Source organism: Pseudomonas sp. m6p (assembly GCF_055760375.1).
On sequence record NZ_CM147084.1, the window covers coordinates 4,485,042 to 4,511,362 of the forward strand.

Here is a 26,321-nt window from a genome sequence, read left to right on the forward strand (position 1 = left end):
TGATCCACTTCCTTTATAAGCCTGAGATGACTTTAGCCAGCGCCAAGCCTTGCGACTAATATGATCAAAGTCGCTCACCCATCTCGAAAAGGCATACCTGGTGCTTTCAACCCGTCAACTGCGCTACTTCGTGGAAATCGCCGACTGTGGCAGCTTCAGTGCAGCGGCTGAACGCTTGTTCGTTGCGCAATCGGCGCTGAGCCGGCAAATCAAGGACATGGAAAGCCGCCTGCAAACGCCGCTGTTCGAACGCACCGCGCGTCAGCCAAGACTCACCGCGGCGGGCGAGGCGTTTCTGCCACGGGCGAGAAATCTGCTCAATGAGCTGAGCAAAGCCAGCGCAATGGCGACCGAAGTCGGCAACGGGCAAGTGGGCTCTGTGCGCCTGAGTCATTCCAGCACCGTGTCGATCAGCGGACATTTATTACGTCGGATCAGCACTTATCTCGATCAGCAGAACGGCGTGTCGCTGGACATCGGCAAACTGTCCTCCGAGGCGCAGCTTGAGGAACTTGCCGAAGGACGTCTGGACATTGGTTTGTTGCGCTTGCCGGTGTTGCGTCAGCGTGAGGGCATTCACATGGAGCCTTTATTCACCGAACGCCTGCTATTGGCGGTACCGAATGAACATCGATTGGCTGACTCACCCGCTGTCGAACTGGCGCAACTCAAAGACGAGCCGTTTATCTCGATCCCGCATCCGCAACGTGGCGGACTCAGTTATCTATGTGCCGACCTGTGCATGCGTCAGGGCTTTTTTCCCAAAGCGGCGCGGGTGATGTCACGCAAGACGACGCAGTTGCAGTTGATTCAGGCCGGATTCGGCATCGCCCTGCTGCCCGAATCGATGCAGGACATTGCTCCAGTCGGCGTACGATTTCTGCCGCTGAGCGATCCCGATTGCCAAAGCACCGTCGCCCTCGCCTATCGCCAGAACCCTGCGCCGCTGGTCCAACACTTCATCCAGACCTTCACAAATCCCCTGTAGGAGCTGACGAGTGAAACGAGGCTGCGATCTTTCGATCTTGCCCTCCAAAAAAAGATCAAAAGATCGCAGCCTTCGGCAGCTCCTACAGGGATTCGTGTATTGCGTCGGAAATTAGCTTTAAACTGCGGCCCATGATTAAAGATCCCTTTGCAAGGCTCGGCCTTGACCGAGAAGTCCTGACCGTCAGCCAGCTCAACGGCCGCGCGCGGGTGTTGCTCGAAGACGTGTTCAGCAACATCTGGGTCGAAGGCGAAATCTCCAACCTCGCCCGCCCGGCGTCCGGCCACGTGTACTTCACCCTCAAGGACAGCGGTGCGCAGGTGCGTTGCGCGCTGTTTCGCAATAACGCGGCGCGGGTGCGTCAGGCGCTGAAGGACGGTTTGGCCGTGAAGGTGCGCGGCAAGGTCTCGCTGTTCGAAGGCCGTGGCGACTATCAGCTGATTCTCGACACCGTGGAGCCGGCCGGTGACGGCGCGCTACGCCTGGCCTTCGATGCGCTGAAGGAAAAACTCAGCGCCGAAGGCCTGTTCAGTGCTGAACGCAAAGTGCCGCTGCCGGCACATCCGCAACGCATCGGCATCATCAGTTCGCCGACCGGCGCGGTGATTCGCGACATCATCAGCGTATTCCGCCGCCGGGCGCCGCAGGTGCAACTGACGCTGATCCCGACCGCCGTGCAGGGCCGCGAAGCCACCGCGCAAATCGTCCGCGCGCTGAAAATGGCCGATGCCCGTGGTTTCGACGCGCTGATCCTCGCCCGTGGCGGCGGTTCGCTGGAAGACCTCTGGTGCTTCAACGAAGAAGCCGTGGCCCGCGCGGTCGATGCCTGCGTGACGCCGATTGTCAGCGCCGTCGGGCATGAAACCGACGTGTCGATCAGTGACTTCGTGGCTGACGTGCGCGCCCCAACGCCCTCCGCCGCCGCCGAATTGCTGGCACCGGATTCGAGTCACCTGATCCGTCAGGTGGAAAGCCTGCACCGGCGTCTGGTGATGCGCATGCGCGACCGCTTGATGCGCGATCGCCTGCGCCTTGAAGGCATGGCCCGTCGCTTGCGTCATCCCGGCGAACGTCTGCGTCAGCAAGCGCAACGTCTGGATGACCTGGACATGCGCATGCGCCGCGCCTTCGAGCGCCAGCTCAATACCCGCCGCGAACGCCTGATCCGTCTGGAAACCCGCCTCGCCGGGCAACACCCGGGACGCCAACTGGCGATGCTGCGCCAGCGCCTCGACAGCCTCGCCGAACGCCTGCCGCGAGCCATGCGCGAAGGCCTGAAAAGCCGTCGCCTGCAACTGCACAGTCAGATGCAGACGCTGCACGTGGTCAGTCCGCTGGCGACTCTGGGCCGTGGCTACAGCATTCTGCTGGATGAACGCGGCCACGCGATTCGCAACGCCGCGCAAACCCACACCGGCCAGCGTCTGAAAGCCAGACTGGGCGAAGGCGAACTGCAAGTGCGCGTCGAGGACAATCACCTGACGCCTGTCACCCTCTCTTTACTGGACTGATCCATGCCGCGCTTTTTCGCTCCGTTATTGCTGCTGTGCCTGACCACCTTCAACGCCCACGCTGACAGCTACATCACCCGCCTGCTGAACAAACCGGTGCCGGGCGGCGTGGCGGTGGTTGATCTGGGCAGCGCCGCGCAGGCACCGAAAGCCACCTATCAAGGCAAACCGGTGCTGGTGGTGAAAGAACAGAACAACTGGCTGGCGATTGTCGGCGTGCCGCTGACGGTCAAACCCGGCAGCCAGCAGATCAGCAGTGGCGGGCGCAATCTGCCGTTCACCGTCGGCAACAAGAAATACCCGGAACAGCACATCACCCTGAAGAACACTCAGCAGGTCAATCCGAATCCGGCCAACCTCAAGCGCATCGAGGGTGAACTGGCCGAGCAGATCAAGGCTTACCGCAGTTTCAGCCCGAACACCCCGAGCAACCTGTTGCTGGACAAACCGGTCAACGGGCCGCTGTCGAGCAAGTTCGGCGTGCGCCGCTTCTTCAATGGCGAAGAACGCAACCCGCATGCAGGCCTCGACTTCGCGGTGCCGGCAGGCACGCCGATCAAGACCCCGGCGGCGGGTAAAGTGATCCTCACCGGCAACTACTTCTTCAACGGCAACACGGTGTTTGTCGATCACGGGCAGGGCTTTATCAGCATGTTCTGCCACATGTCGAAAATCGATGTGAAGGTCGGCGATCAACTGGCCCGTGGTGCAGTGGTTGGCAAGGTCGGCTCGACCGGGCGGGCGACCGGGCCGCACATGCACTGGAACATCAGCCTGAACGATGCGCGGGTGGATCCGGCGATTTTCATTGGTGCATTCCAGCCCTGAATTATGTATTGAGGCCAATGGCCTCTTCGCGGGCAAGCCCGCTCCCACAGGTTTCTCGGGTGTACATAATATTCGTGTACGACACGGAAACTGTGGGAGCGGGCTTGCCCGCGAATGCGGTCTATCCAATCCGAAAATACTACTGACACCCGCCCAACATCAATTGCGCCCCAATCTGACCTTACGCAAACATCAACAAGAACCACCGAATTACACGCAATAAAATTCTGCAAAATCCAGTATTTCGAGTATTCCTCTCAATTTTTTTCGACTGCTTGCCATCCTCTCCCCTCGCGGTTAGGGTTGAAGGCATGAAAACCTCTCACACCCTTATTCAGCTTCGCCAGCACCGCAGTCTGTGCCTCGTCAGCGCACGACTGCCGGGCTGAATCGCTGCGCCTCGTCCCAAGCGTTTTCCCGAACATTCGTTCCACCGGCAGGCCGCCTCTTTTCGGCCCAGACAATAAGGAATTTCCCGATGAGCATGCTCAAAGACCCGTCTTCGAAATACCGCGCGTTTCCCGTCATCAACTTGCCGGATCGCACCTGGCCGTCGAAAACCATCGACGCCGCGCCGATCTGGTGCAGCTCCGACCTGCGTGACGGCAACCAGTCGCTGATCGAGCCAATGGACGCGGTGAAAAAGCTGCGCTTCTGGAAAACCCTCGTGCAAGTCGGCGTGAAGGAAATCGAAGCCTCGTTCCCGGCCGCTTCGCAGACCGACTTCGACTTCGTGCGTACCTTGATCGAAGAAGGCCACATCCCGGACGACACCACCATTCAGGTGCTGACCCAGGGCCGTGAAGACTTGATCGAGCGCACCTTCGAATCCCTGCGCGGGGCGAAGAAAGCCATCGTTCACCTGTACAACGCCACCTCGCCGTCTTTCCGTCGCATCGTCTTCAACCAGGACAAGGACGGCATCAAGGCCATCGCAGTGAACGCCGCCAAGCTGTTCGTCAAATACGCGGCGATGCAGCCGGACACCGAGTGGACGTTCGAATACTCGCCGGAAACCTTCAGCGCCACCGAGCTGGAGTTTGCCAAGGAAGTCTGTGACGCGGTGATCGAGGTCTGGAACCCGACGCCTGAGCACAAGATGATCCTCAACCTGCCAGCCACCGTTGAATGCGCGACGCCGAACGTCTATGCCGACCAGATCGAATGGTTCGGCCGCAACATCAACCGTCGTGACAGCGTGATCATCAGCCTGCACACCCACAACGACCGTGGCACCGGCGTCGCCGCCACCGAGCTGGGTCTGATGGCCGGCGCGGATCGTGTCGAAGGCTGCCTGTTCGGCAACGGCGAGCGTACCGGTAACGTCGACCTCGTTACTGTCGCACTGAACATGTACACCCAGGGCGTCGACCCTGAGCTGGACTTCTCCGATATCGACGGCGTGCGCAAAGTCGTCGAAGAGTGCAACCAGATTCAGGTGCACCCGCGTCACCCGTACGTCGGCGACCTGGTTCACACCGCCTTCTCCGGCTCGCACCAGGACGCGATCCGCAAGGGCTTCGCCCAGCAGAAACCGGACACCCTGTGGGAAGTGCCGTACCTGCCGATCGACCCGGCCGACATCGGTCGCAGCTACGAGGCGGTGATCCGCGTCAACAGCCAGTCGGGCAAGGGCGGTATCGCCTACTTGCTGGAGCAGGAATACGGCATCAGCCTGCCGCGTCGCATGCAGATCGAGTTCAGCCAGGTGGTGCAGCGTGAAACCGACCGCCTCGGCCTGGAGATGACCGCCAAGCAGATCCACTCGCTGTTGATCAGCGAATACCTGCAAGCCAATACCCCGTACGCGCTGGTCAGCCATCGCCTGCAGGAAGAAAACGGCAACAGTGCCGTTGAAGTGGAAGTGGCGAGCAAGGGTCAGGGCGAAACCAACCTGCATTGGCGCGGCAAGGGCAACGGTGCGCTGGAAGCCCTGGTGGCCGGCCTGCCGATCCCGGTGGAGATCATGGACTACAACGAACACGCGATCGGCGCTGGCACCAACGCCAAGGCAGCGGCTTACATCGAGCTGCGCGTGAACGGTGAACGTGCGGTGCACGGTGTGGGCATTGATGAAAACATCACCACCGCCAGCTTCAAGGCGCTGTTCAGTGCCCTGAACCGCTCGTTGAGCCAGCCGGAAGCGAAAGCGGCCTAAGCCTTCGCTGAAATGCAAAAGGCCCCGGAGTGCAAACGCCGGGGCCTTTTTGTTGAGGATCAAAAGATCGCAGCCTTCGGCAGCTCCTACATCGGGACAGCGTACATCCTGTAGGAGCTGCCGCAGGCTGCGATCTTTGGCTTTTCAGGTGAACTCGAAGGTATCCGCATCCAGATTCGCCGGAAAGCGCTCGCGATACGCCGCCAGTGGTGCCGCTTCCAGCACTGCTTTGAACACGCCGTCGGCCTCCCCCGCCGCCAGCAAGGTCTCGCCCTGGAAATCCAGCACCTGACTGTCGCCGGTATAGGCGAAGCCCTTGCCGTCGGTGCCGATCCGGTTCACCGCCGCCACGTAACACAGGTTTTCGATCGCCCGCGCCGGCAGCAAGCGGTTCCAGTGCAGACGCCGTGCGCCCGGCCAATTGGCGGTGTACAGCAGCAGATCGGTGTCCTGCGCATCGCGACTCCACACCGGGAAACGCAGGTCGTAGCAAATCAGCGGCCGAATCCGCCAACCCTTGAGTTCGAACTGCACCTGACGCTCGCCGGGCGTGTAGTGATTGTGCTCACCCGCCATACGGAACAGGTGGCGCTTGTCGTAATGCCAGACTTCTCCGTCCGGGCGCGCCCACAGCAGGCGATTGCGATGGCTGCCATCCGCCGCCTGAATGATCACGCTGCCAGTGATCACTGCATTGAGCTTCGCGGCCTGCGCCTTCATCCATTTGCGGGTCGGGCCATGCTCGGCTTCGGCGAGGGTCTCCGATTCCATGGAGAAACCGGTGGTGAACATCTCCGGCAGGATGATCAGGTCGGCGCCTCGGGCCTGCTCCAGCAGCACGTCGAAGTGCTCAAGGTTGGCCTGACGGTCATGCCAGGCGAGGCTGGTCTGGATCAGCGCCAGATTGAGATCGGGCAATGCACTCAGATCACGCATAGTTTTGCCGCCGCTTCGCGCAGCGTCTCCTCGCGTTTGGCGAAGCACAGGCGCACCAGGCGCTGGCCTTGCGGTGGATTCTGATAGAACACCGACACCGGAATGCTCGCCACGCCGTGTTCGCGGGTCATCCAGATCGCCATGTCGACATCGTTCAAATCAGGGCGGATCTGCGAGTAGTCGACCAACTGGAAATACGTGCCGGTGACGCGGGTGAAGGTAAAGCGCGACGGCGCCAGCAAATCGCAGAACAGGTCGCGTTTGGCCTGATAGAAACCCGGCAGCTCTTCGACGTGTTCCGGGTGCTCGGCCATGTAATCGGCCAGGGCGTATTGCAGCGGCGTCACGCCGCAGAAACTGACGTACTGGTGCACCTTGCGCAGCTCGGCGGTCAGCGCCGGGGGCGCAACCACGTAGCCGGTTTTCCAGCCGGTGACGTGGTAGGTCTTGCCGAACGAACTGACCACAAACGCACGCTGATACAGCTCTTCGTGGGCCAACACGCTGACATGCGGCACGCCGTCAAACACCAGGTGTTCGTAGACTTCATCGCTGATCAGGTAGATGTCGCGCCCACGGATCAACTCTGCCAGTTGATCCAGTTCGGCACGGCTGATCAGCGCTCCGCTCGGGTTATGCGGGGTATTGATGACGATCATTTTCGTGCGCGGGCTGAGGGCCGCGGCGAGCTTGTCGAAATCGATGGAGAAATCATCCGGGTTCAGTTGCACATGCACGCAGCGCCCCCCCGCCAACTGCGTCGCCGGTTCATAGCTGTCGTAGCACGGGTCGAACACGATGACTTCGTCGCCGCTGTGGATAACCGCCTGAATCGCACAGAATATCGCTTGGGTCGCACCCGGCGTGACGGTCACTTCGCTGTCGGCATCGACTTTCACGCCATAGCTGCGCGCGATCTTCGCCGCGATCTGCTCGCGCAGCGCCGGCAGGCCGGTCATCGGTGAATACTGGTTGTGGCCGCTGGCGATATGTCGACCGACCGCGTCACGCAGGGATTGCGGGCCGTCGAAGTCAGGAAAACCCTGGGACAAGTTGATCGCTCCGGTCTGCGCCGCGAGCTGAGACATCTGCGTGAAAATAGTGATGCCGACGTTCGGCAACTTACTGGTGATCATCGAGGGGTTCCCTGCTCTACACCCGGCTCTGACGGCGGCGCGGGAGAGCCCGAGAATAGCCCATCCGGCGCCCATAAAAAAAGGGCGCTCAACTGAGCACCCTTCTTATCGCCGAACCCTGTAGGAGCTGCCGCAGGCTGCGATCTTTTGATCTTGCCTTCAAAGCAAAGTCAAAAGATCGCAGGCTTCGCCAGCTCCTACAGAAGCGGTTGAGCATTCCCACACAATTGTGGGAACAATCTACTGGATCACTTCTTGTCGCGACGTTTCTTGCTGGCTTTCTTGTTGTGCGACATCAAGCGACGCTTCTTGTTGACCTGGCGGTCGGTCAGCGTGTTCTTGTTGCCTTCGTACGGGTTCTCGCCGCCCTTGAACTCGATGCGGATCGGCGTACCGACCAGCTTCAGCACTCGGCGGTAAGTGTTCTCCAGATAGCGCACATACGACTTCGGCACTTTCTCGATCTGGTTACCGTGGATCACGATGATCGGCGGGTTCGCACCACCCAGGTGAGCGTAACGCAGCTTGATCCGGCGGCTGTTGACCATCGGCGGCTGGTGCTCGCTGACCGCGTCTTCGAGAATCTGCGTGAGGCGGCTGGTCGGCCAGCGGGTAACCGCAGACTTGAACGAGTTCTGCACCGAGGCGTAGAGGTTGCCCACGCCTGTACCGTGCAATGCCGAGATGAAGTGGATGTCGGCAAAGTCGACGAAGAACAGACGACGTTGCAGCTCGACCTTGACGAAGTCGCGCTCGCTCGGGGTCATGCCGTCCCATTTGTTGATCGCGATCACCAGCGCACGGCCGGCTTCGAGGGCAAAGCCCAGCAGGTTGAGGTCGTGATCGACCACACCTTCGCGGGCGTCCATCACGAAGATCACCACGTTGGCGTCTTTGATCGCCTGCAGGGTTTTGACCACGGAGAACTTTTCGACTTCTTCGTGGATCTTGCCGCGCTTGCGCACACCGGCGGTGTCGATCAGCGTGTACTTCTCGTCGTTACGCTCGAACGGGATGTAGATACTGTCGCGGGTGGTGCCGGGCTGGTCATAGACGATGACCCGATCTTCACCGAGCATGCGGTTGACCAGAGTCGACTTGCCAACGTTCGGACGGCCAATGATGGCGATCTTGATCCCGTCTTTTTCGCTCGGGCCAGGAATGCGCTTGGCTTCCTCACCTTCGGCGACGATCTCTTCTTCTTCGCCTTCCTGCGGCTCGTCTTCGTCACGCGGGAAATCGCTCAGTGCCGCTTCCAGCAGTTGAGTGATACCACGGCCGTGAGCACCGGCGATCGGGATCGCGTGGCCCATGCCCAGCGGGGCGAATTCAGCGCGGGCCATTTCCGGGTCGATGTTGTCGACCTTGTTGGCGACCACGTGGGAACGCTTGTTACGCTTGCGCAAGTGTTCGGCGATCATCTGGTCGGCGGCGGTAAAACCGGCCTTGGCATCTACCAGGAACAGCACAACATCCGCTTCTTCAATGGCCAGCAGCGACTGCTCGGCCATTTTTTCGTCCATACCGTGTTCGTCACCGGAGATACCGCCGGTGTCGATCAGAATGTAGGAACGCCCTTGCCACTTGGCCTCACCGTACTGGCGATCACGGGTCAGACCGGACAAGTCGCCGACGATGGCGTCGCGAGTCCTGGTCAGGCGGTTGAACAAGGTGGATTTGCCGACGTTCGGTCGGCCCACCAGGGCGATTACGGGAACCATGCGGCTCTCCACTTCGTTATTTCAGAAAATACAAAAGCCGCTGCGAGGCAGCGGCTGGTGCTCGGGGCAACGCCGGTTAGCGCTGCAAGCCCCGGAAATCCGGGGCCGCTTGGGGGTTAACCCCAAGCATAGTTGTTACTTGATGGTCAGGGCTTCCAGTTTGCCGCTGTTGCCATACACATAGATCGTGTTGCCCACCACCAGCGGACGGGCACGCAGGCCGTCACTGTCGATGCGCTCACGACCCACAAAACGACCGTCCACCTGGCTCAACAGGTGCAGGTAACCTTCCAGGTCACCGACGGCTACGTAACTGGAGAACACTTCCGGCGCCGACAGCTGGCGGCGAGCCAGCGAGTCGTTGCTCCACAGCGCAGTGGTCGAACGCTCGTCAACGCCTTCAACGGTGCCCGAAGAAAGGCTCACGTAAACGTTGCCGAAACCCTGGGCAACACCGGCATAGCTCGATGCATCGCGCTGCCAGAGTTGACGGCCGCTTTGCAGATCGAGTGCCGCGACGCGGCCCTGATAGCTGGCAACGTAAAGGGTTTCACCGGACAGCAGCAGACCGCCGTCGATGTCGACCACGCGCTCCAGTTCGGAACGACCGGTTGGAATCGCAACGCGCTGCTCCCAGACCGGCACGCCGTTGGAAATGTCCAGGGCAACCACTTTACCAGTCGACAGGCCAGCCACCGCGAGGCGGTTGGTCACGACGGGTGCGCTGGTGCCGCGCAGGGTCAGGACCGCAGGGGTACTGTCGTAAGTCCAGCGACGGTTGCCAGTTGCAGCGTCCAGGCCGATCAGACGATCGTCCTGAGTCTGCACCACGACAACGTCACCGTTGTTGGCCGGCGGCGCGAGGACTTCGCTGGAAACCCGGGCGCGCCACTTCTCTTCGCCGTTGATGGCGTCGAGGGCAACGATTTCACCCTTGAGGGTACCGATCGTGACCAGACCGTAACCCACGCCAACGGCGCCGGAGACAGGCAGTTCAAGATCCTTTTTCCACTTCACGTCGCCATTGCTGCGATCCATGGCCATCAACACGCCGGTCACATCTGCCGCGTAGATGGTGTCACCATCGATCGCCGGCACCAGCATGTTGTAGGTTTCACCCTGACCGTCACCGATCGAACGGCTCCACTGCTTTTGCAGCACCACTTCTTCTTTGAAGTCGGTCAGCTCGGCCGGTGGCAGTTCTTTTTTGCTGTTGCTGCTGCAACCCGCGGCCAGAATGGCCAGAGCCAGCAATGCTGCATGCTTCCAACGGATCACGTCACGCATCCCCTTTGGCCAGGTCGTCAAGCTTGATTTGAAGGCCACCGACTGCCGCTTCATCCGACAGTGCCGCCTTGGCTTTTTGATACGCGGTGTTCGCCTCGTCGGTACGACCCAGCTGAACCAGCAGATCACCCTTGAGTTCTTCGCGAGTGGCCAGGAACGCCTTGTCGGCATCGCCGTCGAGCAGCTTCAGGGCTTCATCGGCCTTGTTCTGCGCACCCAGCACCTGCGCCAGACGCTGACGGGCGATTTCGCCCAGCGCCGGGTTGGCCGGTTTGGCAACGATGGCTTTGAGTTCAGTCGCAGCGTCGTCCAGCTTGCCGCTGTCGACCGCTACTTTGGCCACGAACAGGCTGCCGTACTGCGCGTACGCGGTGCCGCCGAATTCGCTGTTGAGCTTGCCGGCCAGATCCGCAACGCGGGCAGCGTCAGGCTTGCCGTCCGGGGTCAGCGTGGTTTCCAGCAGTTGCTGATAGAGCACCGAGGCGCCTTGCGACTGGTTGCTCTGATACTTGTGAAAAGCCTGCCAGCCGAACACGATGACCAGCGCCAACAGGCCGCCAGTGACCAGAGGTTTGCCGTTGCGTGTCCACCAGTCCTTCAAATCCGCCAACTGTTCGTCTTCGGTACTCGACACCCCAATACTCCTTAATCGCTAAATCGGCTGTTTGGACAGCTTCAACCCTGCACGACGCAGGTGGCCAGGTGAGCGGCAAGCGCATCCCAGGCAATGCTTTGTTGTTCGCCCTGGCCACGCAGGGGTTTGAAACCTACCACTTGCTGGGCCATTTCGTCGTCACCCAGGATCAGTGCGTACAGCGCACCGCTCTTGTCGGCTTTCTTGAACTGGCTTTTGAAGCTGCCGGCGCCGGCATTGACTTGCAGACGCAGGTTTGGAAGCTGGTCACGCACACGCTCGGCCAAGGCCAGACCGGCCAGTTCGGCCTCCTCGCCAAAGGCGCAGAGGTAGACGTCGACCTGACGGGAGATTTCTTCCGGGATCTGCTCCAGGGTTTCGAGCATCAACACCAGACGCTCGATGCCCATGGCGAAACCCACGCCTGTAGTCGGCTTGCCGCCCATCTGCTCGACCAGACCGTCGTAACGACCGCCCGCGCAGACAGTGCCCTGGGCGCCGAGCTTGTCGGTGACCCATTCGAATACGGTTTTGCTGTAGTAATCGAGGCCGCGCACCAGTTTCGGGTTGAGCACGTACGGGATGCCAACCGCGTCCAGACGCGCCTTCAGACCTTCGAAGTGCGCACGGGATTCGTCGTCCAGGTAGTCGGCCATTTTCGGCGCATCGACCAGTACGGCTTGAGTGTCGGCATTTTTGGTGTCGAGCACGCGCAGCGGGTTGGTTTTCAGGCGACGCTGGCTGTCTTCGTCGAGCTTGTCGTGGTGCGCCGAGAGGTACTCGACCAGCGCTTCACGATAGCGACCACGGGACTCGCTGGTGCCCAGGCTGTTGAGTTCGAGCTTGACCGCATCACGGATACCCAGCTCGCCCCACAGGCGCCAGGTCATGATGATCAGCTCGGCATCGATGTCCGGACCGTCGAGGTTGAACACCTCCAGACCGATCTGGTGGAACTGGCGATAACGGCCTTTCTGCGGACGCTCGTGGCGGAACATCGGGCCGATGTACCAAAGCTTCTGCACCTGGCCACCACCGGTGATGCCGTGCTCGAGCACCGCACGCACACACGCTGCGGTGCCTTCCGGACGCAGGGTCAGGGAGTCACCGTTGCGATCTTCGAAGGTGTACATCTCTTTTTCGACGATGTCGGTCACTTCACCGATCGAGCGCTTGAACAGCTCGGTGAATTCGACGATCGGCATGCGGATCTGCTTGTAACCGTAGTTATCCAGCAGACGCGCGACTGTACCCTCGAAATAACGCCACAGCGGGGTCTGTTCGGGCAGGATGTCGTTCATGCCACGAATGGCTTGCAGAGACTTGCTCACTTTAAATCCTTAAATTCGTTCGGCGCTTCAGTCAGGTCAGCCGCGCGCGATGACCGCTGCGTCAGCTTCGACCTTCTCGGCCGCTTTCTCGCGGATCAGCTTTTCCAGCTCGTCCACCAGATTGTCATTCGTCAGTTTCTGCGACGGCTTGCCGTCGATGTAAATCAGGTTTGGCGTGCCGCCGGTCAAGCCGATATGGACTTCCTTGGCTTCGCCGGGGCCGTTGACCACGCAACCGATCACCGCGACATCCAGCGGCACCAGCAGGTCTTCAAGGCGCCCTTCCAGCTCGTTCATGGTCTTGACCACATCGAAGTTCTGCCGCGAGCAGCTCGGGCAGGCGATGAAGTTGATGCCACGGGAACGCAGATGCAAAGACTTGAGAATGTCGTACCCGACCTTCACTTCCTCGACCGGATCGGCCGCCAGCGAGATGCGGATAGTATCGCCAATCCCCTCGGCGAGCAGCATACCTAGGCCCACGGCGGATTTCACTGTGCCCGAACGCAAACCACCGGCTTCGGTGATGCCCAGGTGCAGCGGCTGGACGATTTCCTTGGCCAGCAGACGGTAGGCTTCAACGGCCATGAACACGTCGGAGGCTTTCACGCTGACCTTGAAGTCCTGGAAATTCAGGCGTTCGAGGTGCTCGACGTGACGCAGCGCGGACTCGACCAGTGCAGCAGGAGTCGGTTCGCCGTATTTCTTCTGCAGGTCTTTTTCCAGGGAACCGGCGTTGACGCCGATGCGGATTGGAATCCCGCGGTCACGGGCGGCATCGACCACCGCGCGCACCCGGTCTTCACGACCGATGTTGCCCGGGTTGATGCGCAGGCAGTCAACACCCAGTTCGGCGACGCGCAGCGCGATCTTGTAGTCGAAGTGGATGTCGGCAACCAGCGGCACCTTGACCAGTTGCTTGATCTTGCCAAACGCCTCCGCGGCGTCCATGTCCGGCACCGAAACGCGGACGATGTCGACGCCAGCCGCTTCCAGACGATTGATCTGGGCAACGGTGGCCGCCACATCATTAGTGTCGCTGTTGGTCATGCTCTGCACAGCGATGGGCGCATCGCCGCCGACAGGCACATTACCGACCCAGATCTTGCGCGAAACGCGACGTTTGATTGGAGATTCGCCGTGCATGACTTATTGACCCAACTTCAGGCGAGCAGTCTCGCCACTGGTGAACGGAGCGATATCGACCGGTTGGCCGTTGTAGCTGACCTGTGCGGCACGAGCCACACCCAGGCGTACCGCCAGTGGCGGCTTGCCGGAAACCGAGACGCTGTCGCCTTTGTGTTTCAGACCGCTGAACAGCACCTTGCCGCGACCGTCGGTGACCTGTGCCCAGCAATCGGCGGTGAACTGCAATTGTACCTGGCCATCGCCGGCCGCCGGAGCAGCCGCTTCTGCGGTTGGCGCTGGAGTGGCCGCAACCACTGGCGCAGTCACGGTCGGTGCCGGAGCAGCCGGAACGTTCGGTGCAGGTGTAGCCGGAGTGGCAACCACCGGAGCCGGAGTATGAGTCGGGGCGGCTGGCGTTACGGCCGGTGCTGCTGGAGCCGCGGCCGGAGCGGCAGGCTCGGCACCGGTCGATTCCGCGGTGGCTTCCGACTGTGGCAGCGCCAGAGCAGTCGCGCCCTCGGCCTGACCTTCGGCCACGGCCTGATCTTCCGGCTCGTCGATCGGGTGAATCTGCGTGGTGCCGTCAGCGCCTTCGACTTCAACGTGCTCCGGGGCGAGGCTGGTCAAGTCTTTGGTGCGCAGCGAGGTCTGATCCTGCCACCAGACGAAACCGCCGCCGATGACCGCAATCAGCAACAGCAGGCTGACGATCCGCAAAATGGTGTGGGATACCCGCACCGGCTCTTCAATACGACCCAGTGCATGCACATTGCTGCCCTGTGAGTCGGTGCCGGTGGACTGGTCGAACTGCTGGACCAGAACGGTCTGGTCCATGCCGAGCAATTTGGCATAAGCGCGAATGTAGCCACGAGCGAAAGTATGCCCCGGCAGCTTGTCGAAAGCGCCAGCCTCAAGATTGCTCAGGGAAGTCACGGTGAGGTTGAGCTTGAGGGCCACTTCGGCCAGCGACCAGCCATTGCTTTCGCGTGCCTGGCGCAAGGTCTCACCGGGATTAACGCGAGTCGCTGCTACAACTTCGGGATGCGCCGCTTTCATCATTGCTCCGACAGGTATTGCTGATATTCCGGCGTACCGGGATAGAGTCGTTTTAATTGCAGGCCGTAACTGGCGGCCTTGTCGCGATCTTCAAACACTTTTGCCAGCCGAACGCCGAGCAATAGACTACGTGCATTTTGCTCGGTTAGCAGGCTGAAACGGTCGTAATAGTCACGCGCGGGCACATAATGCCTGTCTTCGAAGGACAACTCAGCCATTTCCAGCAAAGCGCGCGGTTGTTGACGGTTCAGCCGCAGGGCTTTTTCCAGTTGCTGCTGCGCCAGATCCCGCTGCCCGAGCTTCGAGGCGGTCATGCCGAGGTTCTCGAACACCCGCGAACGCTCAGGATACAGGGTATCGGCGGCTGCCTGCTCAAAACGCTCGTAGGCTTCCTTGTAACGCTGTTCTTCGTAGAGAAAACTGCCGTAGTTATTGAGGATTCGTGCATCGGCGGGACGCGAGGACAGGGCTTTGCGGAAATGCTCATCGGCCAGTTTCGGCTCCATTTCGGCCTGGAACACCAGCCCGAGGGCAGCATTGGCATCAGGATCGGAGCCGTCCAGCTCCAGCGCCTTCTTCAGCGGCACCTTGGCGCGCTCGGTCATCCCTTGCTGCAAGTATCCCAGTCCCAGCTGCACGTAGGCGGCACGCGCTTCGTCGCGGCCCTTGCTGGTCTTCATCGGGTTGTAGTCACCCGACAGGACACAACCAGCACACAGGCTGGCCATCAGCAACAGCAGCGCAAAGCGCAGGGACATAGAGATCCTCTCTTAGTTAGTGTTCGCGGCGTTCTGTGCCAGATCGCTGTCGGCGCTCAACTCGCGCACGGCGATGTAACGTTCACTGCGACGGGTGCGATCCAGCACCTGCCCTACCAATTGACCACATGCGGCGTCGATGTCTTCACCACGGGTGGTGCGGACAGTGACGTTAAAGCCGGCCTGATGCAACTGATCCTGGAACCGACGAATGGCATTGTTGCTCGGCCGCTCGTAACCGGAATGCGGGAACGGGTTGAACGGAATCAGGTTGATCTTGCACGGAATGTCTTTGAGCAACTCGATCATTTCCACCGCGTGCTCAAGCTTGTCGTTGACGTCCTTGAGCAAGGTGTACTCGATGGTCAGCACACGTTTCTCGCCCAGTGCGGACATGTAGCGCTGGCACGACTCGAGCAGCATCTTAAGCGGATATTTCTTGTTGATCGGCACCAATTGGTTACGCAATGCGTCATTCGGTGCGTGCAGGGACAACGCCAGGGAGACGTCGATGTGCTTGGCCAGCTCATCGATCATCGGCACCACGCCCGAAGTGGACAGGGTCACGCGGCGCTTGGAGATCCCGTAGCCCAGGTCATCCATCATCAGATGCATGGCGGCCACGACGTTGTCGAAGTTCAGCAGCGGTTCGCCCATGCCCATCATCACCACGTTGGTGATGGCGCGGTCGATGGTAGCCGGAACACTGCCGAAGGATTTGTTGGCAATCCACACCTGACCGATGACTTCGGCGGCGGTGAGGTTGCTGTTGAAGCCTTGCTTGCCGGTGGAGCAGAAACTGCAGTCCAGGGCACAGCCTGCCTGGGACGAAACGCACAGAGTGCCGCGTTTGCCCTGGGGAATGTACACGGTCTCGACACAGCTGCCGGACGCCACGCGCACCACCCACTTGCGGGTGCCGTCGCTGGAAATGTCCTCGCTGACCACTTCGGGACCACGGACCTCAGCAACAGCCTTGAGCTTTTCGCGCAAGGCCTTGCTGACGTTCGTCATGGCGTCGAAATCATCGACGCCAAAGTGGTGAATCCATTTCATTACCTGACCGGCACGGAAACGCTTCTCCCCGATTGAGTCGAAGAATTTTTCCATTTCCGGCTGGGTCAGACCCAGCAGGTTTGTTTTAACAGTCGATGTCGTCATGGATTCACCTTCACTCTTTAAGCAATGCTTAGCGAGTGGTTACTTCAGTAGCTGCGAAGAAGTACGAGATTTCGCGAGCAGCAGCGGCTTCGGAGTCCGAACCGTGAACGGCGTTGGCGTCGATCGACTCGGCGAAGTCAGCACGGATGGTGCCGGCAGCAGCTTCTTTAGGGTTGGTAGCGCCCATCAGCTCACGGTTGCGAGCGATAGCGTTTTCGCCTTCCAGAACCTGAACAACCACTGGACCGGAGATCATGAAAGCAACCAGGTCACCGAAGAAACCGCGCTCTTTGTGCTCAGCGTAGAAGCCTTCAGCTTCGGCTTTGGACAGCTGCTTCATTTTCGAAGCAACCACTTTCAGACCAGCCTTTTCGAAACGGCTAACGATTTCGCCGGCAGCGCCTTTAGCAACGGCGTCAGGCTTGATGATGGAGAAAGTACGTTGAACAGCCATGGTGTAACTCCAGAAACAGTAATTTGCGAAAAATTAAACCCGCGAATTATACGCGGGTTCTTGGGTATTGCCTAACCTGCGAGGACGATCAGTCCAATTCTTCAGCCCAGAGCGTCTGAACCGCTTCCAACACTTTCTCGCCGACCCGGCCAGAGGTGTTGTCAAAATCCGGCAGCTCTTTGATCCATTGCTGCAGATCGACGAAATTGACAGAAAACGGGTCTACGCCCGGCTTGGCTTCGGCCAATTCTTCTGCAATGCGTTGAACATCATTCCAACCGTAGCTCATGACAGTCTTACCAGTCAGTGCGGCGCTTCGGCCGCATGGTTAAGCGAATATTTCGGGATCTCGACGGTGAGGTCTTCTTCACCAACGATAGCCTGACAGGCCAGGCGCGATTGCGCTTCCAGACCCCAGGCGCGATCGAGGAAGTCTTCTTCCAGTTCGTCGGCCTCTTCCAGCGAGTCGAAACCCTCGCGGATGATGCAGTGGCAAGTGGTGCAGGCGCAGACGCCGCCGCAGGCACTTTCCATCTCGATATGGTGTTCATGGGCCAGCTCGAGAATCGAAGTGCCAGGCTCAGCCTCGACGACCATCCCTTCAGGGCAGAACTTCTCGTGGGGCAGAAAAATGACCTGCGGCATCAGATATCCTCGATTTCATTCAGATTGCGCCCCGACAGAGCGGCTTTCACCGTCAGATCCATGCGGCGGGCAGCAAAAGCATCGGTCACTTGCGACAGACGCTTGGTCTGTTGCTCGATGGCGTAACCATCGGTGCCTTTCATCAGTTCGGCCAGTTCCTGCATCTGCAACTCGATGACCATGCGCTCTTCGGCGTCGAGCAAGCGCTCGCCATCAGCCTCCAGAGCGCCCTGCACCGCCTCGATCAGACGCTGGGCATCGACTTGCTGCTCGCGCAGGACGCGGGCAACCTTGTCGTCGTTGGCGTGCTGGAACGAGTCCTTGAGCATCTTGGCGATTTCACCGTCGGTCAGACCGTAGGACGGCTTGACCTGAATGCTCGCCTCAACGCCCGAACCCAGTTCACGGGCAGACACGCTGAGCAGACCGTCGGCATCGACCTGGAAGGTCACGCGAATCTTCGCCGCGCCGGCCACCATCGCCGGAATGCCGCGCAGTTCGAAGCGTGCCAGGGAGCGACAGTCGCTGATCAGCTCGCGCTCACCCTGCAGCACATGGATCGCCATGGCCGACTGACCGTCTTTATACGTGGTGAAATCCTGCGCGCGGGCCACCGGAATGGTGGTGTTGCGCGGAATCACCTTCTCCATCAGCCCGCCCATGGTTTCCAGCCCCAGGGACAGCGGAATCACGTCGAGCAGCAGCAGTTCGCCACCATCGCGCTTATTGCCAGCCAGCGTATCCGCCTGGATCGCGGCCCCGATGGCCACCACTTGATCCGGGTCGATTTCGGTCAATGGCTGACGACCGAAGGCTTCGGCAACCGCTTCACGCACACGTGGAACGCGGGTCGAACCGCCGACCATGACCACGGCATGCACGTCTTCCAGTTCGACACCGGAATCACGCACGGCGCGGCGGCAGGCTTTCAGACTGCGGGCAATCATTGGCTCGATCAGCGCATCGAAGGCTTCGCGGGTCAGCTGCGCTTTCCAGTCACCGTAGGCGACTTCGACGCTGGGCGCATCGGTCAGGGCCTCTTTGGCCGCGCAGGCGGTTTGCAGCAGATTGCGTTGCGCACCCGGGTCGAGATCGGCGGACAAGCCGGCGCTCTCGATGATCCAGCCAGCAATCGCGTGATCGAAGTCATCGCCGCCCAGCGCGCTGTCGCCGCCGGTGGCCAGCACTTCGAATACGCCGCCAGTCAGACGCAGAATCGAAATATCGAAGGTGCCGCCGCCCAGGTCATAGATTGCGACCAGACCTTCGGCGTGTTGATCCAGACCATACGCCACCGCGGCAGCAGTCGGCTCGTTGAGCAAGCGCAGCACGTTCAGACCGGCGAGTTTCGCCGCATCCTTGGTGGCCTGGCGCTGAGCATCGTCGAAATACGCCGGCACGGTGATCACCGCACCGACCAGTTCGCCACCCAAGGTCGCTTCAGCACGCTGACGCAGCACCTTGAGGATGTCGGCGGAGACTTCGACCGGGCTTTTCGGGCCCTGCACGGTGTCGATGAACGGCATGTGCGATTCGCCACCGACAAAGCGGTACGGCAGTTGCTCGCCCAACTGCTTGACGTCGGACAGACCACGGCCCATCAGGCGCTTGACCGACAGCACAGTATTCAAGGGATCGGAGGACGCGGCCAGCTTGGCCGACTCGCCAACCTCGACGCGGTCGGCGTGATAACGCACGGCGGACGGCAGGATGACCTGCCCGTCTGCGTCGGCCAGTGGCTCGGAAAGACCACTGCGCAACGCAGCGACCAGCGAATTGGTAGTGCCCAAGTCGATCCCCACAGCCAGACGACGCTGGTGTGGTTGAGGACTTTGGCCGGGTTCGGCGATCTGCAGTAGGGCCATCGTGATCAGGACTTATCTGTATATCAGGCGTGCGACCGGAGCGGCACTGGGTTAATCGTCGAGGCGCTCTTCTAACTGGCGCACTTCGTAGGTGAGCTTGTCGAGGAACTGCATGCGCCGCATCAGGCGTTCGGCCTGCTCGCGTTGCGCTGCATCATCCCAACAGGCTGCGAAGCTTTCGTTCAACTGTTCCTGAGCGACTTTCAAGCGACGCTTGAATACCGCGACACCGTCAAGGTCGGCGCTGTCCTGGAGGTCTTCGAGCTCTTCGCGCCACTGCATCTGCTGCAAGAGAAACTCGGGATCATGCACCGTGACTTCCATCGGCACTTCATGCCCGCTGATGGTCAGCAGGTAGCGCGCGCGCTGGGCCGGACTCTTGAGCGTCTGGTAGGCATCATTGAGCCGCGCAGACTGCTCGAGCGCCGACCGCTGCTCGCGCTCGGAAGCGTCGGCAAAGCGGTCAGGATGAACACCGCGCGCCAACTCACGATAGCGCGTGGCCAGCTGCTCGAGATCCAGGCGGAAGCTCGGTTGCAGCTCGAATAAAGCGAAATGACAAGGAATACCCACGACAAGCCTCAGATGTTGAAGCTTTCGCCGCAGCCACATTCACCGCGTACGTTGGGGTTGTTGAACTTGAAGCCTTCGTTCAACCCTTCCTTGACGAAATCGAGCTCGGTGCCGTCCAGGTAGGCCAGGCTTTTCGGGTCGATGATCACTTTCTCGCCGTGACTTTCGAACACCTGATCCTCGGCAACCACCTCGTCGACAAACTCCAGCACGTAGGCAAGGCCGGAACAGCCTGTGGTGCGAACACCCAGACGAATCCCTTCACCTTTGCCGCGCCCGTCGAGGGAGCGTCGCACGTGTCGAGCAGCCGCTTCTGTCATGCTGATAGCCATCGTTGACTCCTTACTCGTCGCGCAATGCTTAGATCAAGCCTTTCTTCTGCTTGTAGTCGCGAACAGCCGCTTTGATAGCGTCTTCAGCGAGTACCGAGCAGTGGATTTTCACTGGCGGCAGAGCCAGTTCTTCGGCCAGCTGAGTGTTCTTGATGGTCTCGGCTTCGTCCAGGGTCTTGCCCTTCATCCACTCGGTGGCCAGGGAGCTGGAAGCGATTGCCGAACCGCAGCCGTAGGTCTTGAACTTGGCGTCTTCAATAACGCCCTGATCGTTGACCTTGATCTGCAGACGCATCACGTCGCCGCACGCCGGAGCGCCAACCATGCCGGTGCCGACATCCGGGTCTTCCGCGTTCATCTTGCCGACGTTGCGCGGGTTTTCGTAGTGGTCGATGACCTTTTCACTGTAAGCCATGGTGCTTAATCCTCACTCATCAGAGAGTCGCTCTTTAAACCCTGCAACCTTGGGTAGCAGGGTCGGTTCGCGGCGACTTGAAATCAGTGTGCCGCCCACTCGATTTTCGAAATGTCGACACCGTCTTTGTACATGTCCCACAGCGGCGACAAAGCGCGCAGCTTGGTAACGGCCTCGCAGACCTTCTGCGCGGCGTAGTCGATTTCTTCTTCGGTGGTGAAACGGCCGAAGGTGAAACGGATCGAGCTGTGTGCCAGTTCGTCGTTGCGGCCCAGGGCGCGCAGAACGTACGAAGGCTCCAGGGACGCCGAGGTGCAGGCCGAACCGGACGATACCGCCAGATCCTTGAGCGCCATGATCAGCGACTCGCCTTCAACGTAGTTGAAGCTCAGGTTCAGGTTGTGCGGAACGCGGGCGGTCAGGCTGCCGTTGACGTACAGCTCTTCCAGATGTTCGACCTGCTTGTAGAAGCGGTCGCTCAGGGCTTTGATGCGCACGTTTTCGGCAGCCATGTCTTCCTTGGCTACACGGAACGCTTCGCCCATGCCGACGATCTGGTGCGTCGCCAGGGTGCCGGAACGCATGCCACGCTCGTGACCACCGCCGTGCATGGTCGCTTCGATGCGCACACGCGGCTTGCGGCTGACGTACAACGCGCCGATGCCTTTAGGGCCGTAGGTTTTGTGAGCGGAGAACGACATCATGTCGACTTTCAGCTTCTGCAGATCGATCTCGACCTTGCCGGTGGACTGAGCAGCGTCGACGTGGAACAGGACGCCCTTCGAACGAAGCAGTTCGCCAATGGCAGCGATGTCGTTGATGGTGCCGATTTCGTTGTTCACGTGCATCACCGACACCAGAATGGTGTCTTCGCGCAGTGCCGCTTCGATCATCGCCGGAGTGATCAGGCCGTCTTCGGTCGGTTCGAGGTAGGTCACTTCGAAACCTTCACGCTCCAGTTGGCGCATGGTGTCGAGGACAGCCTTGTGCTCGATCTTGGAGGTGATCAGGTGCTTGCCTTTGGAAGCGTAGAAATGTGCCGCACCCTTGATAGCCAGGTTGTCGGACTCGGTAGCGCCCGAGGTCCAGACGATTTCACGCGGGTCGGCGTTGACCAGATCGGCCACCTGACGACGGGCGTTTTCGACGGACTCTTCAGCCTTCCAGCCGAACACGTGGGAACGGGACGCCGGGTTACCGAAGTTTCCGTCGACCAGCAGGCATTCACTCATCTTTTGCGCAACGCGCGGGTCGACCGGGGTGGTCGCAGAGTAATCAAGGTAAATCGGCAATTTCATGGACTATCTCCTAAATCAGGGCTGGCGTTCCGCTAGCTCTTCGGCTGTCATTCGACGGCGGACGCTTCAATCTTGTCCAGGCGTGGCGCCTTGCTGTTGCAACGGCGCTGGTCCTGACGCTGGGCTACTTCTTGCACCTCACGGCGAGTTACAAGATCAGCCAAGCTGATACCACTTAGAAATTCGTGAATCTGCAGGCTCAGGTCGCACCACAGGTGATGGGTCAGGCAGGTGTCGCCGGAATGGCAATCGCCCTGGCCTTGGCACTTGGTAGCATCAACCGATTCGTTGACCGCATCGATCACCTGAGCCACCTGGATGCCCTGCATGTCGCGCGACAGCTGATAACCACCGCCAGGACCGCGAACACTGGAAACCAGGTTACTGCGGCGCAGCTTGGCGAAAAGCTGTTCGAGATAGGACAGGGAGATGCCTTGGCGCTCGGAGATATCGGCCAGGGACACCGGCCCGTGCTGCGCGTGCAACGCCAGGTCAAGCATGGCGGTCACGGCGTATCGGCCTTTTGTAGTCAGTCGCATGGACAATTACCACGGAGTTCGGAATGGGCGGGAGTATGCAATTCCCGAGCATTTAAGTCAACTATAAGACCTAGTGCTTTAGTCGGGTTTACCCGCAAAAGAGCGCGCGCATCATAGCAGGGTCTGCGGCCTAATGGCACACCACCCTGCCGATGGAACCTGTAGGAGCTGCCGAAGGCTGCGATCTTTTGCTTTTGCTGCCAATCAAGATCAAAAGATCGCAGCCTTCGGCAGCTCCTACATAGAAGAGTCAGCCGGCTTTGGATTCGTCTTTGCCTTTGACGCAGGCGAAGTCTTCTTCGCGCAGCTCCGGTAGATCTTTCGCACAGTAATTACTGCCCAGATCCTTCAGCGCGCCGCACATCCCCTCCAGCCGCCCGTCCACCGCCTGCAGGTGATCGAGCAACTGACCGATGGCACGCGCCACCGGGTCAGGCATGTCTTCGCTGACGCCATAGGCATCGAAACCGATCTTCTCGGCCATGGCTTTGCGCTTGGCGTCCTGTTCTTCATCAGACTTGACGATGATCCGACCCGGAATCCCCACCACCGTGGCACCGGGTGGCACCTCTTTGGTCACGACGGCGTTGGAGCCGACTTTGGCACCCGCCCCCACCGTGAACGGCCCGAGCACTTTGGCGCCGGCGCCCACGACAACGCCGTCACCCAGCGTCGGGTGGCGCTTGCCCTTGTTCCAGCTGGTGCCACCGAGGGTCACGCCCTGATAAATGGTCACGTCATCGCCGATCTCGGCGGTTTCACCGATGACGATGCCCATGCCGTGATCAATAAAGAAGCGCCGACCGACCTTGGCCCCCGGATGAATTTCGATCCCGGTCAACCAGCGCCCGAAGTTCGACACCAGTCGCGCCAGCCATTTCAGCTCGTGGCGCCACAGCATGCCGGCCAGCCGATGAATCCAGATCGCATGCATGCCGGGGTAGCAAGTCAGGACTTCAAAAGCGTTACGCGCCGCCGGGTCTCGATGGAATACGCTCTGGATATCTTCACGCAAACGCTCAAACATCATTCAGTCCTTCCGTTTAAGAAGCTCACCACGGGCCGCTTTTTGGGTTTCCGTGAGGATGCCACGCAAAATATTCATTTCCGCCCGGCTGACCGAGCTGCGTCCGTACAATCGGCGCAGACGCGCCATCAAGTGCCGCGGCTTTTCCGGATCAAGAAATTCGATGGCGACCAGCGTCTGCTCCAGATGCTCGTAAAAGCGCTCCAGCTCATCCATGGTCGCGAGCTCGGCGCTTTTCACCGAGGCCACTTCTTCTTTCTCGATCTTGGTCGGCTGCCCTTGAGCGGCCAGCCAGGCCATGCGCACTTCGTAGCTCAACACCTGCACCGCCGCCCCGAGGTTCAACGAACTGAACTCAGGATCGGAGGGGATGTGCACATGAAAGTGACATCGCTGCAACTCCTCATTGGTCAGGCCGGAGTCCTCACGACCGAACACCAGCGCGATCTCCGCGCCCTGCCCGGCCTCCTCGACCACTTTGCTCCCGCATTCGCGGGGATCGAGCAGCGGCCAGGGAATGCGCCGGTCACGGGCGCTGGTACCGAGCACCAGATTGCAGCCGACCAAAGCGTCTTCCAAGGTGGCGACGACTTGTGCGTTTTCAAGAATATCCCCGGCACCAGAAGCACGGGCATCGGCTTCGTGGTGCGGAAACAGACGCGGCTCGACCAGCACCAGCCGCGACAGCCCCATGTTTTTCATGGCGCGCGCGGCCCCGCCGATGTTGCCGGGGTGGCTGGTATTGACCAGGACGACACGAATGTTCTGCAACAAGGGAGGCGCTCTCGGACACAGGAAAGGGGTGCAAATCTTACAGAACAGCCTACCGTTAAGCTATGAAAGCGAACAGCGACCTTCACCTGAAGAAAAGTTCTGATAGAATGCGCGGCTTTCTTTAACAACCTTAGGTGACACATCCATGCAGCCCATGCTGAATATCGCGCTGCGCGCCGCCCGCAGCGCCAGTGAACTGATCTTCCGCTCCATCGAGCGCCTGGATACCATCAAGGTCGACGAAAAAGACGCCAAGGATTATGTATCCGAGGTCGATCGCGCCGCCGAACAGAAAATCATCGATGCGCTGCGCAAGGCTTACCCGAATCACTCGATCCAGGGTGAAGAGACCGGCATGCACGTCGGTAACGGCATCGAAGGCGAAGAGTACCTGTGGATCATCGATCCGCTGGATGGCACCACCAACTTCCTGCGTGGCATTCCTCACTTCGCGGTCAGCATTGCCTGCAAATACCGTGGCCGCCTGGAACACGCAGTGGTTCTGGATCCGGTTCGCCAGGAAGAATTCACCGCCAGCCGTGGTCGGGGCGCTCAGCTGAATGGTCGCCGCCTGCGCGTGAGCGGTCGCACCAGCCTCGAAGGCGCCCTGCTGGGCACCGGCTTCCCGTTCCGTGACGACCAGATGGACAACCTCGACAACTACCTGGGCATGTTCCGCGCCCTGGTTGGCCAGACTGCCGGCATCCGCCGCGCCGGTTCCGCCAGCCTGGACCTGGCCTATGTGGCCGCCGGTCGTTTCGACGCGTTCTGGGAGTCGGGCCTGTCCGAGTGGGACATGGCGGCTGGCGCCCTGTTGATCCAGGAAGCAGGCGGCCTGGTGAGCGACTTCACCGGCGGTCACGATTTCCTTGAAAAAGGCCACATCGTTGCCGGTAACACCAAATGCTTCAAGGCAGTACTGACGGCGATCCAGCCGCACCTGCCGGCCTCGCTGAAGCGCTAAGCTTCCCGCGAAACGCAAAAAGCACCCTTCGGGGTGCTTTTTTTATGCCTGCGACTTCAGCCTCCACTCGAATCCACTGTGGGAGCGAGCTTGCTCGCGAAGGCGGCGGGTCAGCCAATATCAATTCTGGATGGCAGATCGCATTCGCGAGCAGGCTCGCTCCCACAAGGGGTCATAGCGCCGCCAAAAATTGCGAGCACAAAAAAGCACCCCGCAGGGTGCTTCTTGTTAAACAGTCAGCGCTTACTGACCCGGCTGATTCTGCGACAGAATCAACTTGCCTTCCTTGTCGACCGGAATCTGGTTGCCCGGATCGCGATCCATCCGCACTTTGCCTTCCTTGCCATCCAGCGAATAACGCACGTCGTAACCGACGACCTTGTCGCTGATGTCATTCACGGTGTTACAGCGAGTCTGGGTGGTGGTGTAGGTGTCGCGGTTCTGCATGCCTTCCTGCACCTTGTTACCGGCATAACCGCCACCGACCGCGCCAGCGACCGTGGCAATCTTCTTGCCGGTACCGCCGCCAATCTGGTTACCCAGCAAACCACCCGCTACCGCACCAATCGCGGTACCGAGAATCTGGTGTTGATCCTTGACCGGCGCCTGGCGGGTTACAGCAACATCCTTGCACACTTCACGTGGAGTCTTGATCTGTGTTTTGACCGGTTCTACGGCCAGTACTTGCGCATACTCAGGGCCGCTTTTAACCAGGCTGTAGGTGGCAACAGCACCCCCGGCAGTCACACCGACAGCACCCAATACCGCACCAACCAGCAACGACTTGTTCACATGAACCTCC

At 60.1% G+C, this 26,321-nt stretch carries 27 protein-coding genes; 5 read left to right on the forward strand and 22 right to left on the reverse strand.

Going from position 1 to position 26,321, the window contains the following annotated elements:
• The first annotated feature begins 100 nt into the window (after positions 1-100).
• The 4 genes from ACYZUM_RS20305 to leuA all read left to right on the forward strand — a co-directional run bounded on the left by ACYZUM_RS20305 (position 101) and on the right by leuA (position 5,485).
• Positions 101-988, forward strand: a complete 888-nt coding sequence (locus ACYZUM_RS20305) for a LysR family transcriptional regulator (protein WP_041071844.1) — start codon at positions 101-103, stop codon at positions 986-988.
• 131 nt (positions 989-1,119) lie between these two features.
• Positions 1,120-2,499 (forward strand): exodeoxyribonuclease VII large subunit, encoded by a 1,380-nt coding sequence (gene xseA / locus ACYZUM_RS20310; RefSeq protein ID WP_108183714.1) that lies wholly within the window; start codon positions 1,120-1,122, stop codon positions 2,497-2,499.
• A 3-nt stretch (positions 2,500-2,502) separates the two neighbouring features.
• Positions 2,503-3,327: a peptidoglycan DD-metalloendopeptidase family protein gene (locus ACYZUM_RS20315; protein WP_007964447.1), complete on the forward strand. Its 825-nt coding sequence runs from the start codon at positions 2,503-2,505 to the stop codon at positions 3,325-3,327.
• 478 nt (positions 3,328-3,805) lie between these two features.
• The gene (gene leuA, locus ACYZUM_RS20320) at positions 3,806-5,485 is read left to right on the forward strand and encodes a 2-isopropylmalate synthase (RefSeq protein WP_027612129.1); all 1,680 of its coding nucleotides are present in this window, start codon (positions 3,806-3,808) and stop codon (positions 5,483-5,485) included.
• Between the two features lie 144 nt (positions 5,486-5,629).
• Here the strand turns inward: leuA and ACYZUM_RS20325 are convergent, their stop codons facing one another.
• From ACYZUM_RS20325 to trmJ, 21 genes are all read right to left on the reverse strand, one after another.
• The gene (locus ACYZUM_RS20325; protein ID WP_041071873.1) at positions 5,630-6,421 is read right to left on the reverse strand and encodes an amidohydrolase; all 792 of its coding nucleotides are present in this window, start codon (positions 6,419-6,421) and stop codon (positions 5,630-5,632) included.
• Positions 6,409-7,557, reverse strand: a complete 1,149-nt coding sequence (locus ACYZUM_RS20330) for a pyridoxal phosphate-dependent aminotransferase (protein WP_473061135.1) — start codon at positions 7,555-7,557, stop codon at positions 6,409-6,411. The genes ACYZUM_RS20325 and ACYZUM_RS20330 overlap by 13 nt, the downstream gene beginning before the upstream one ends.
• A gap of 248 nt (positions 7,558-7,805) precedes the next feature.
• The gene (der, locus tag ACYZUM_RS20335) at positions 7,806-9,278 is read right to left on the reverse strand and encodes a ribosome biogenesis GTPase Der (protein ID WP_041071834.1); all 1,473 of its coding nucleotides are present in this window, start codon (positions 9,276-9,278) and stop codon (positions 7,806-7,808) included.
• Positions 9,279-9,413: 135 nt separating this feature from the next.
• Positions 9,414-10,565: an outer membrane protein assembly factor BamB gene (bamB, locus tag ACYZUM_RS20340; protein ID WP_247842103.1), complete on the reverse strand. Its 1,152-nt coding sequence runs from the start codon at positions 10,563-10,565 to the stop codon at positions 9,414-9,416.
• The gene (locus ACYZUM_RS20345) at positions 10,558-11,199 is read right to left on the reverse strand and encodes a tetratricopeptide repeat protein (protein WP_007964436.1); all 642 of its coding nucleotides are present in this window, start codon (positions 11,197-11,199) and stop codon (positions 10,558-10,560) included. The genes bamB and ACYZUM_RS20345 overlap by 8 nt, the downstream gene beginning before the upstream one ends.
• Positions 11,200-11,240: 41 nt before the next feature.
• Positions 11,241-12,530, reverse strand: coding sequence for a histidine--tRNA ligase (gene hisS, locus ACYZUM_RS20350; RefSeq protein WP_027612134.1), 1,290 nt, complete (start codon positions 12,528-12,530; stop codon positions 11,241-11,243).
• Between the two features lie 36 nt (positions 12,531-12,566).
• Positions 12,567-13,676, reverse strand: coding sequence for a flavodoxin-dependent (E)-4-hydroxy-3-methylbut-2-enyl-diphosphate synthase (gene ispG / locus ACYZUM_RS20355; RefSeq protein ID WP_473061136.1), 1,110 nt, complete (start codon positions 13,674-13,676; stop codon positions 12,567-12,569).
• Between the two features lie 3 nt (positions 13,677-13,679).
• Positions 13,680-14,714 carry a RodZ domain-containing protein gene (locus tag ACYZUM_RS20360; protein WP_473061137.1) on the reverse strand — a complete coding sequence of 345 codons (1,035 nt, stop codon included), beginning with the start codon at positions 14,712-14,714 and terminating at the stop codon, positions 13,680-13,682.
• On the reverse strand, positions 14,714-15,472 hold the full coding sequence (gene pilW, locus ACYZUM_RS20365; protein WP_086791709.1) for a type IV pilus biogenesis/stability protein PilW: 759 nt from the start codon (positions 15,470-15,472) through the stop codon (positions 14,714-14,716). Before pilW ends, ACYZUM_RS20360 begins: the two co-directional genes overlap by 1 nt.
• A 12-nt stretch (positions 15,473-15,484) precedes the next feature.
• A complete protein-coding gene (gene rlmN / locus ACYZUM_RS20370) occupies positions 15,485-16,633 on the reverse strand; it encodes a dual-specificity RNA methyltransferase RlmN (protein WP_007964428.1) in 1,149 nt (382 codons plus the stop codon).
• Positions 16,634-16,661: 28 nt separating this feature from the next.
• A complete protein-coding gene (gene ndk, locus ACYZUM_RS20375; protein ID WP_473061138.1) occupies positions 16,662-17,087 on the reverse strand; it encodes a nucleoside-diphosphate kinase in 426 nt (141 codons plus the stop codon).
• 88 nt (positions 17,088-17,175) lie between these two features.
• On the reverse strand, positions 17,176-17,376 hold the full coding sequence (gene iscX / locus ACYZUM_RS20380) for a Fe-S cluster assembly protein IscX (protein WP_008084655.1): 201 nt from the start codon (positions 17,374-17,376) through the stop codon (positions 17,176-17,178).
• A gap of 14 nt (positions 17,377-17,390) precedes the next feature.
• Positions 17,391-17,732, reverse strand: a complete 342-nt coding sequence (fdx, locus tag ACYZUM_RS20385) for an ISC system 2Fe-2S type ferredoxin (RefSeq protein ID WP_041071821.1) — start codon at positions 17,730-17,732, stop codon at positions 17,391-17,393.
• Positions 17,732-19,597, reverse strand: coding sequence for a Fe-S protein assembly chaperone HscA (hscA, locus tag ACYZUM_RS20390; RefSeq protein ID WP_041071819.1), 1,866 nt, complete (start codon positions 19,595-19,597; stop codon positions 17,732-17,734). Before hscA ends, fdx begins: the two co-directional genes overlap by 1 nt.
• A 51-nt stretch (positions 19,598-19,648) precedes the next feature.
• A complete protein-coding gene (gene hscB / locus ACYZUM_RS20395) occupies positions 19,649-20,170 on the reverse strand; it encodes a co-chaperone HscB (protein ID WP_003227901.1) in 522 nt (173 codons plus the stop codon).
• An 8-nt stretch (positions 20,171-20,178) separates the two neighbouring features.
• Positions 20,179-20,502: an iron-sulfur cluster assembly protein IscA gene (gene iscA / locus ACYZUM_RS20400; RefSeq protein ID WP_003227904.1), complete on the reverse strand. Its 324-nt coding sequence runs from the start codon at positions 20,500-20,502 to the stop codon at positions 20,179-20,181.
• Between the two features lie 28 nt (positions 20,503-20,530).
• Positions 20,531-20,917, reverse strand: coding sequence for a Fe-S cluster assembly scaffold IscU (gene iscU / locus ACYZUM_RS20405; RefSeq protein ID WP_003227907.1), 387 nt, complete (start codon positions 20,915-20,917; stop codon positions 20,531-20,533).
• Positions 20,918-21,000: 83 nt separating this feature from the next.
• Positions 21,001-22,215 (reverse strand): IscS subfamily cysteine desulfurase, encoded by a 1,215-nt coding sequence (locus ACYZUM_RS20410; RefSeq protein ID WP_041071812.1) that lies wholly within the window; start codon positions 22,213-22,215, stop codon positions 21,001-21,003.
• A 47-nt stretch (positions 22,216-22,262) separates the two neighbouring features.
• Positions 22,263-22,754: a Fe-S cluster assembly transcriptional regulator IscR gene (gene iscR, locus ACYZUM_RS20415; protein WP_003227911.1), complete on the reverse strand. Its 492-nt coding sequence runs from the start codon at positions 22,752-22,754 to the stop codon at positions 22,263-22,265.
• A gap of 250 nt (positions 22,755-23,004) precedes the next feature.
• On the reverse strand, positions 23,005-23,781 hold the full coding sequence (cysE, locus tag ACYZUM_RS20420) for a serine O-acetyltransferase (protein ID WP_041071871.1): 777 nt from the start codon (positions 23,779-23,781) through the stop codon (positions 23,005-23,007).
• A gap of 3 nt (positions 23,782-23,784) precedes the next feature.
• Positions 23,785-24,555: a tRNA (cytosine(32)/uridine(32)-2'-O)-methyltransferase TrmJ gene (gene trmJ, locus ACYZUM_RS20425; RefSeq protein ID WP_041071810.1), complete on the reverse strand. Its 771-nt coding sequence runs from the start codon at positions 24,553-24,555 to the stop codon at positions 23,785-23,787.
• Positions 24,556-24,700: 145 nt separating this feature from the next.
• Here trmJ and suhB point away from each other — a divergent pair, with 145 nt between their 5' ends.
• Complete coding sequence (gene suhB / locus ACYZUM_RS20430; RefSeq protein ID WP_007964419.1) at positions 24,701-25,519, forward strand: type III secretion system regulator SuhB; 819 nt, start codon at positions 24,701-24,703, stop codon at positions 25,517-25,519.
• Positions 25,520-25,762: 243 nt separating this feature from the next.
• Here the strand turns inward: suhB and ACYZUM_RS20435 are convergent, their stop codons facing one another.
• On the reverse strand, positions 25,763-26,311 hold the full coding sequence (locus ACYZUM_RS20435; RefSeq protein ID WP_041071808.1) for a glycine zipper 2TM domain-containing protein: 549 nt from the start codon (positions 26,309-26,311) through the stop codon (positions 25,763-25,765).
• Positions 26,312-26,321: the final 10 nt, after the last annotated feature.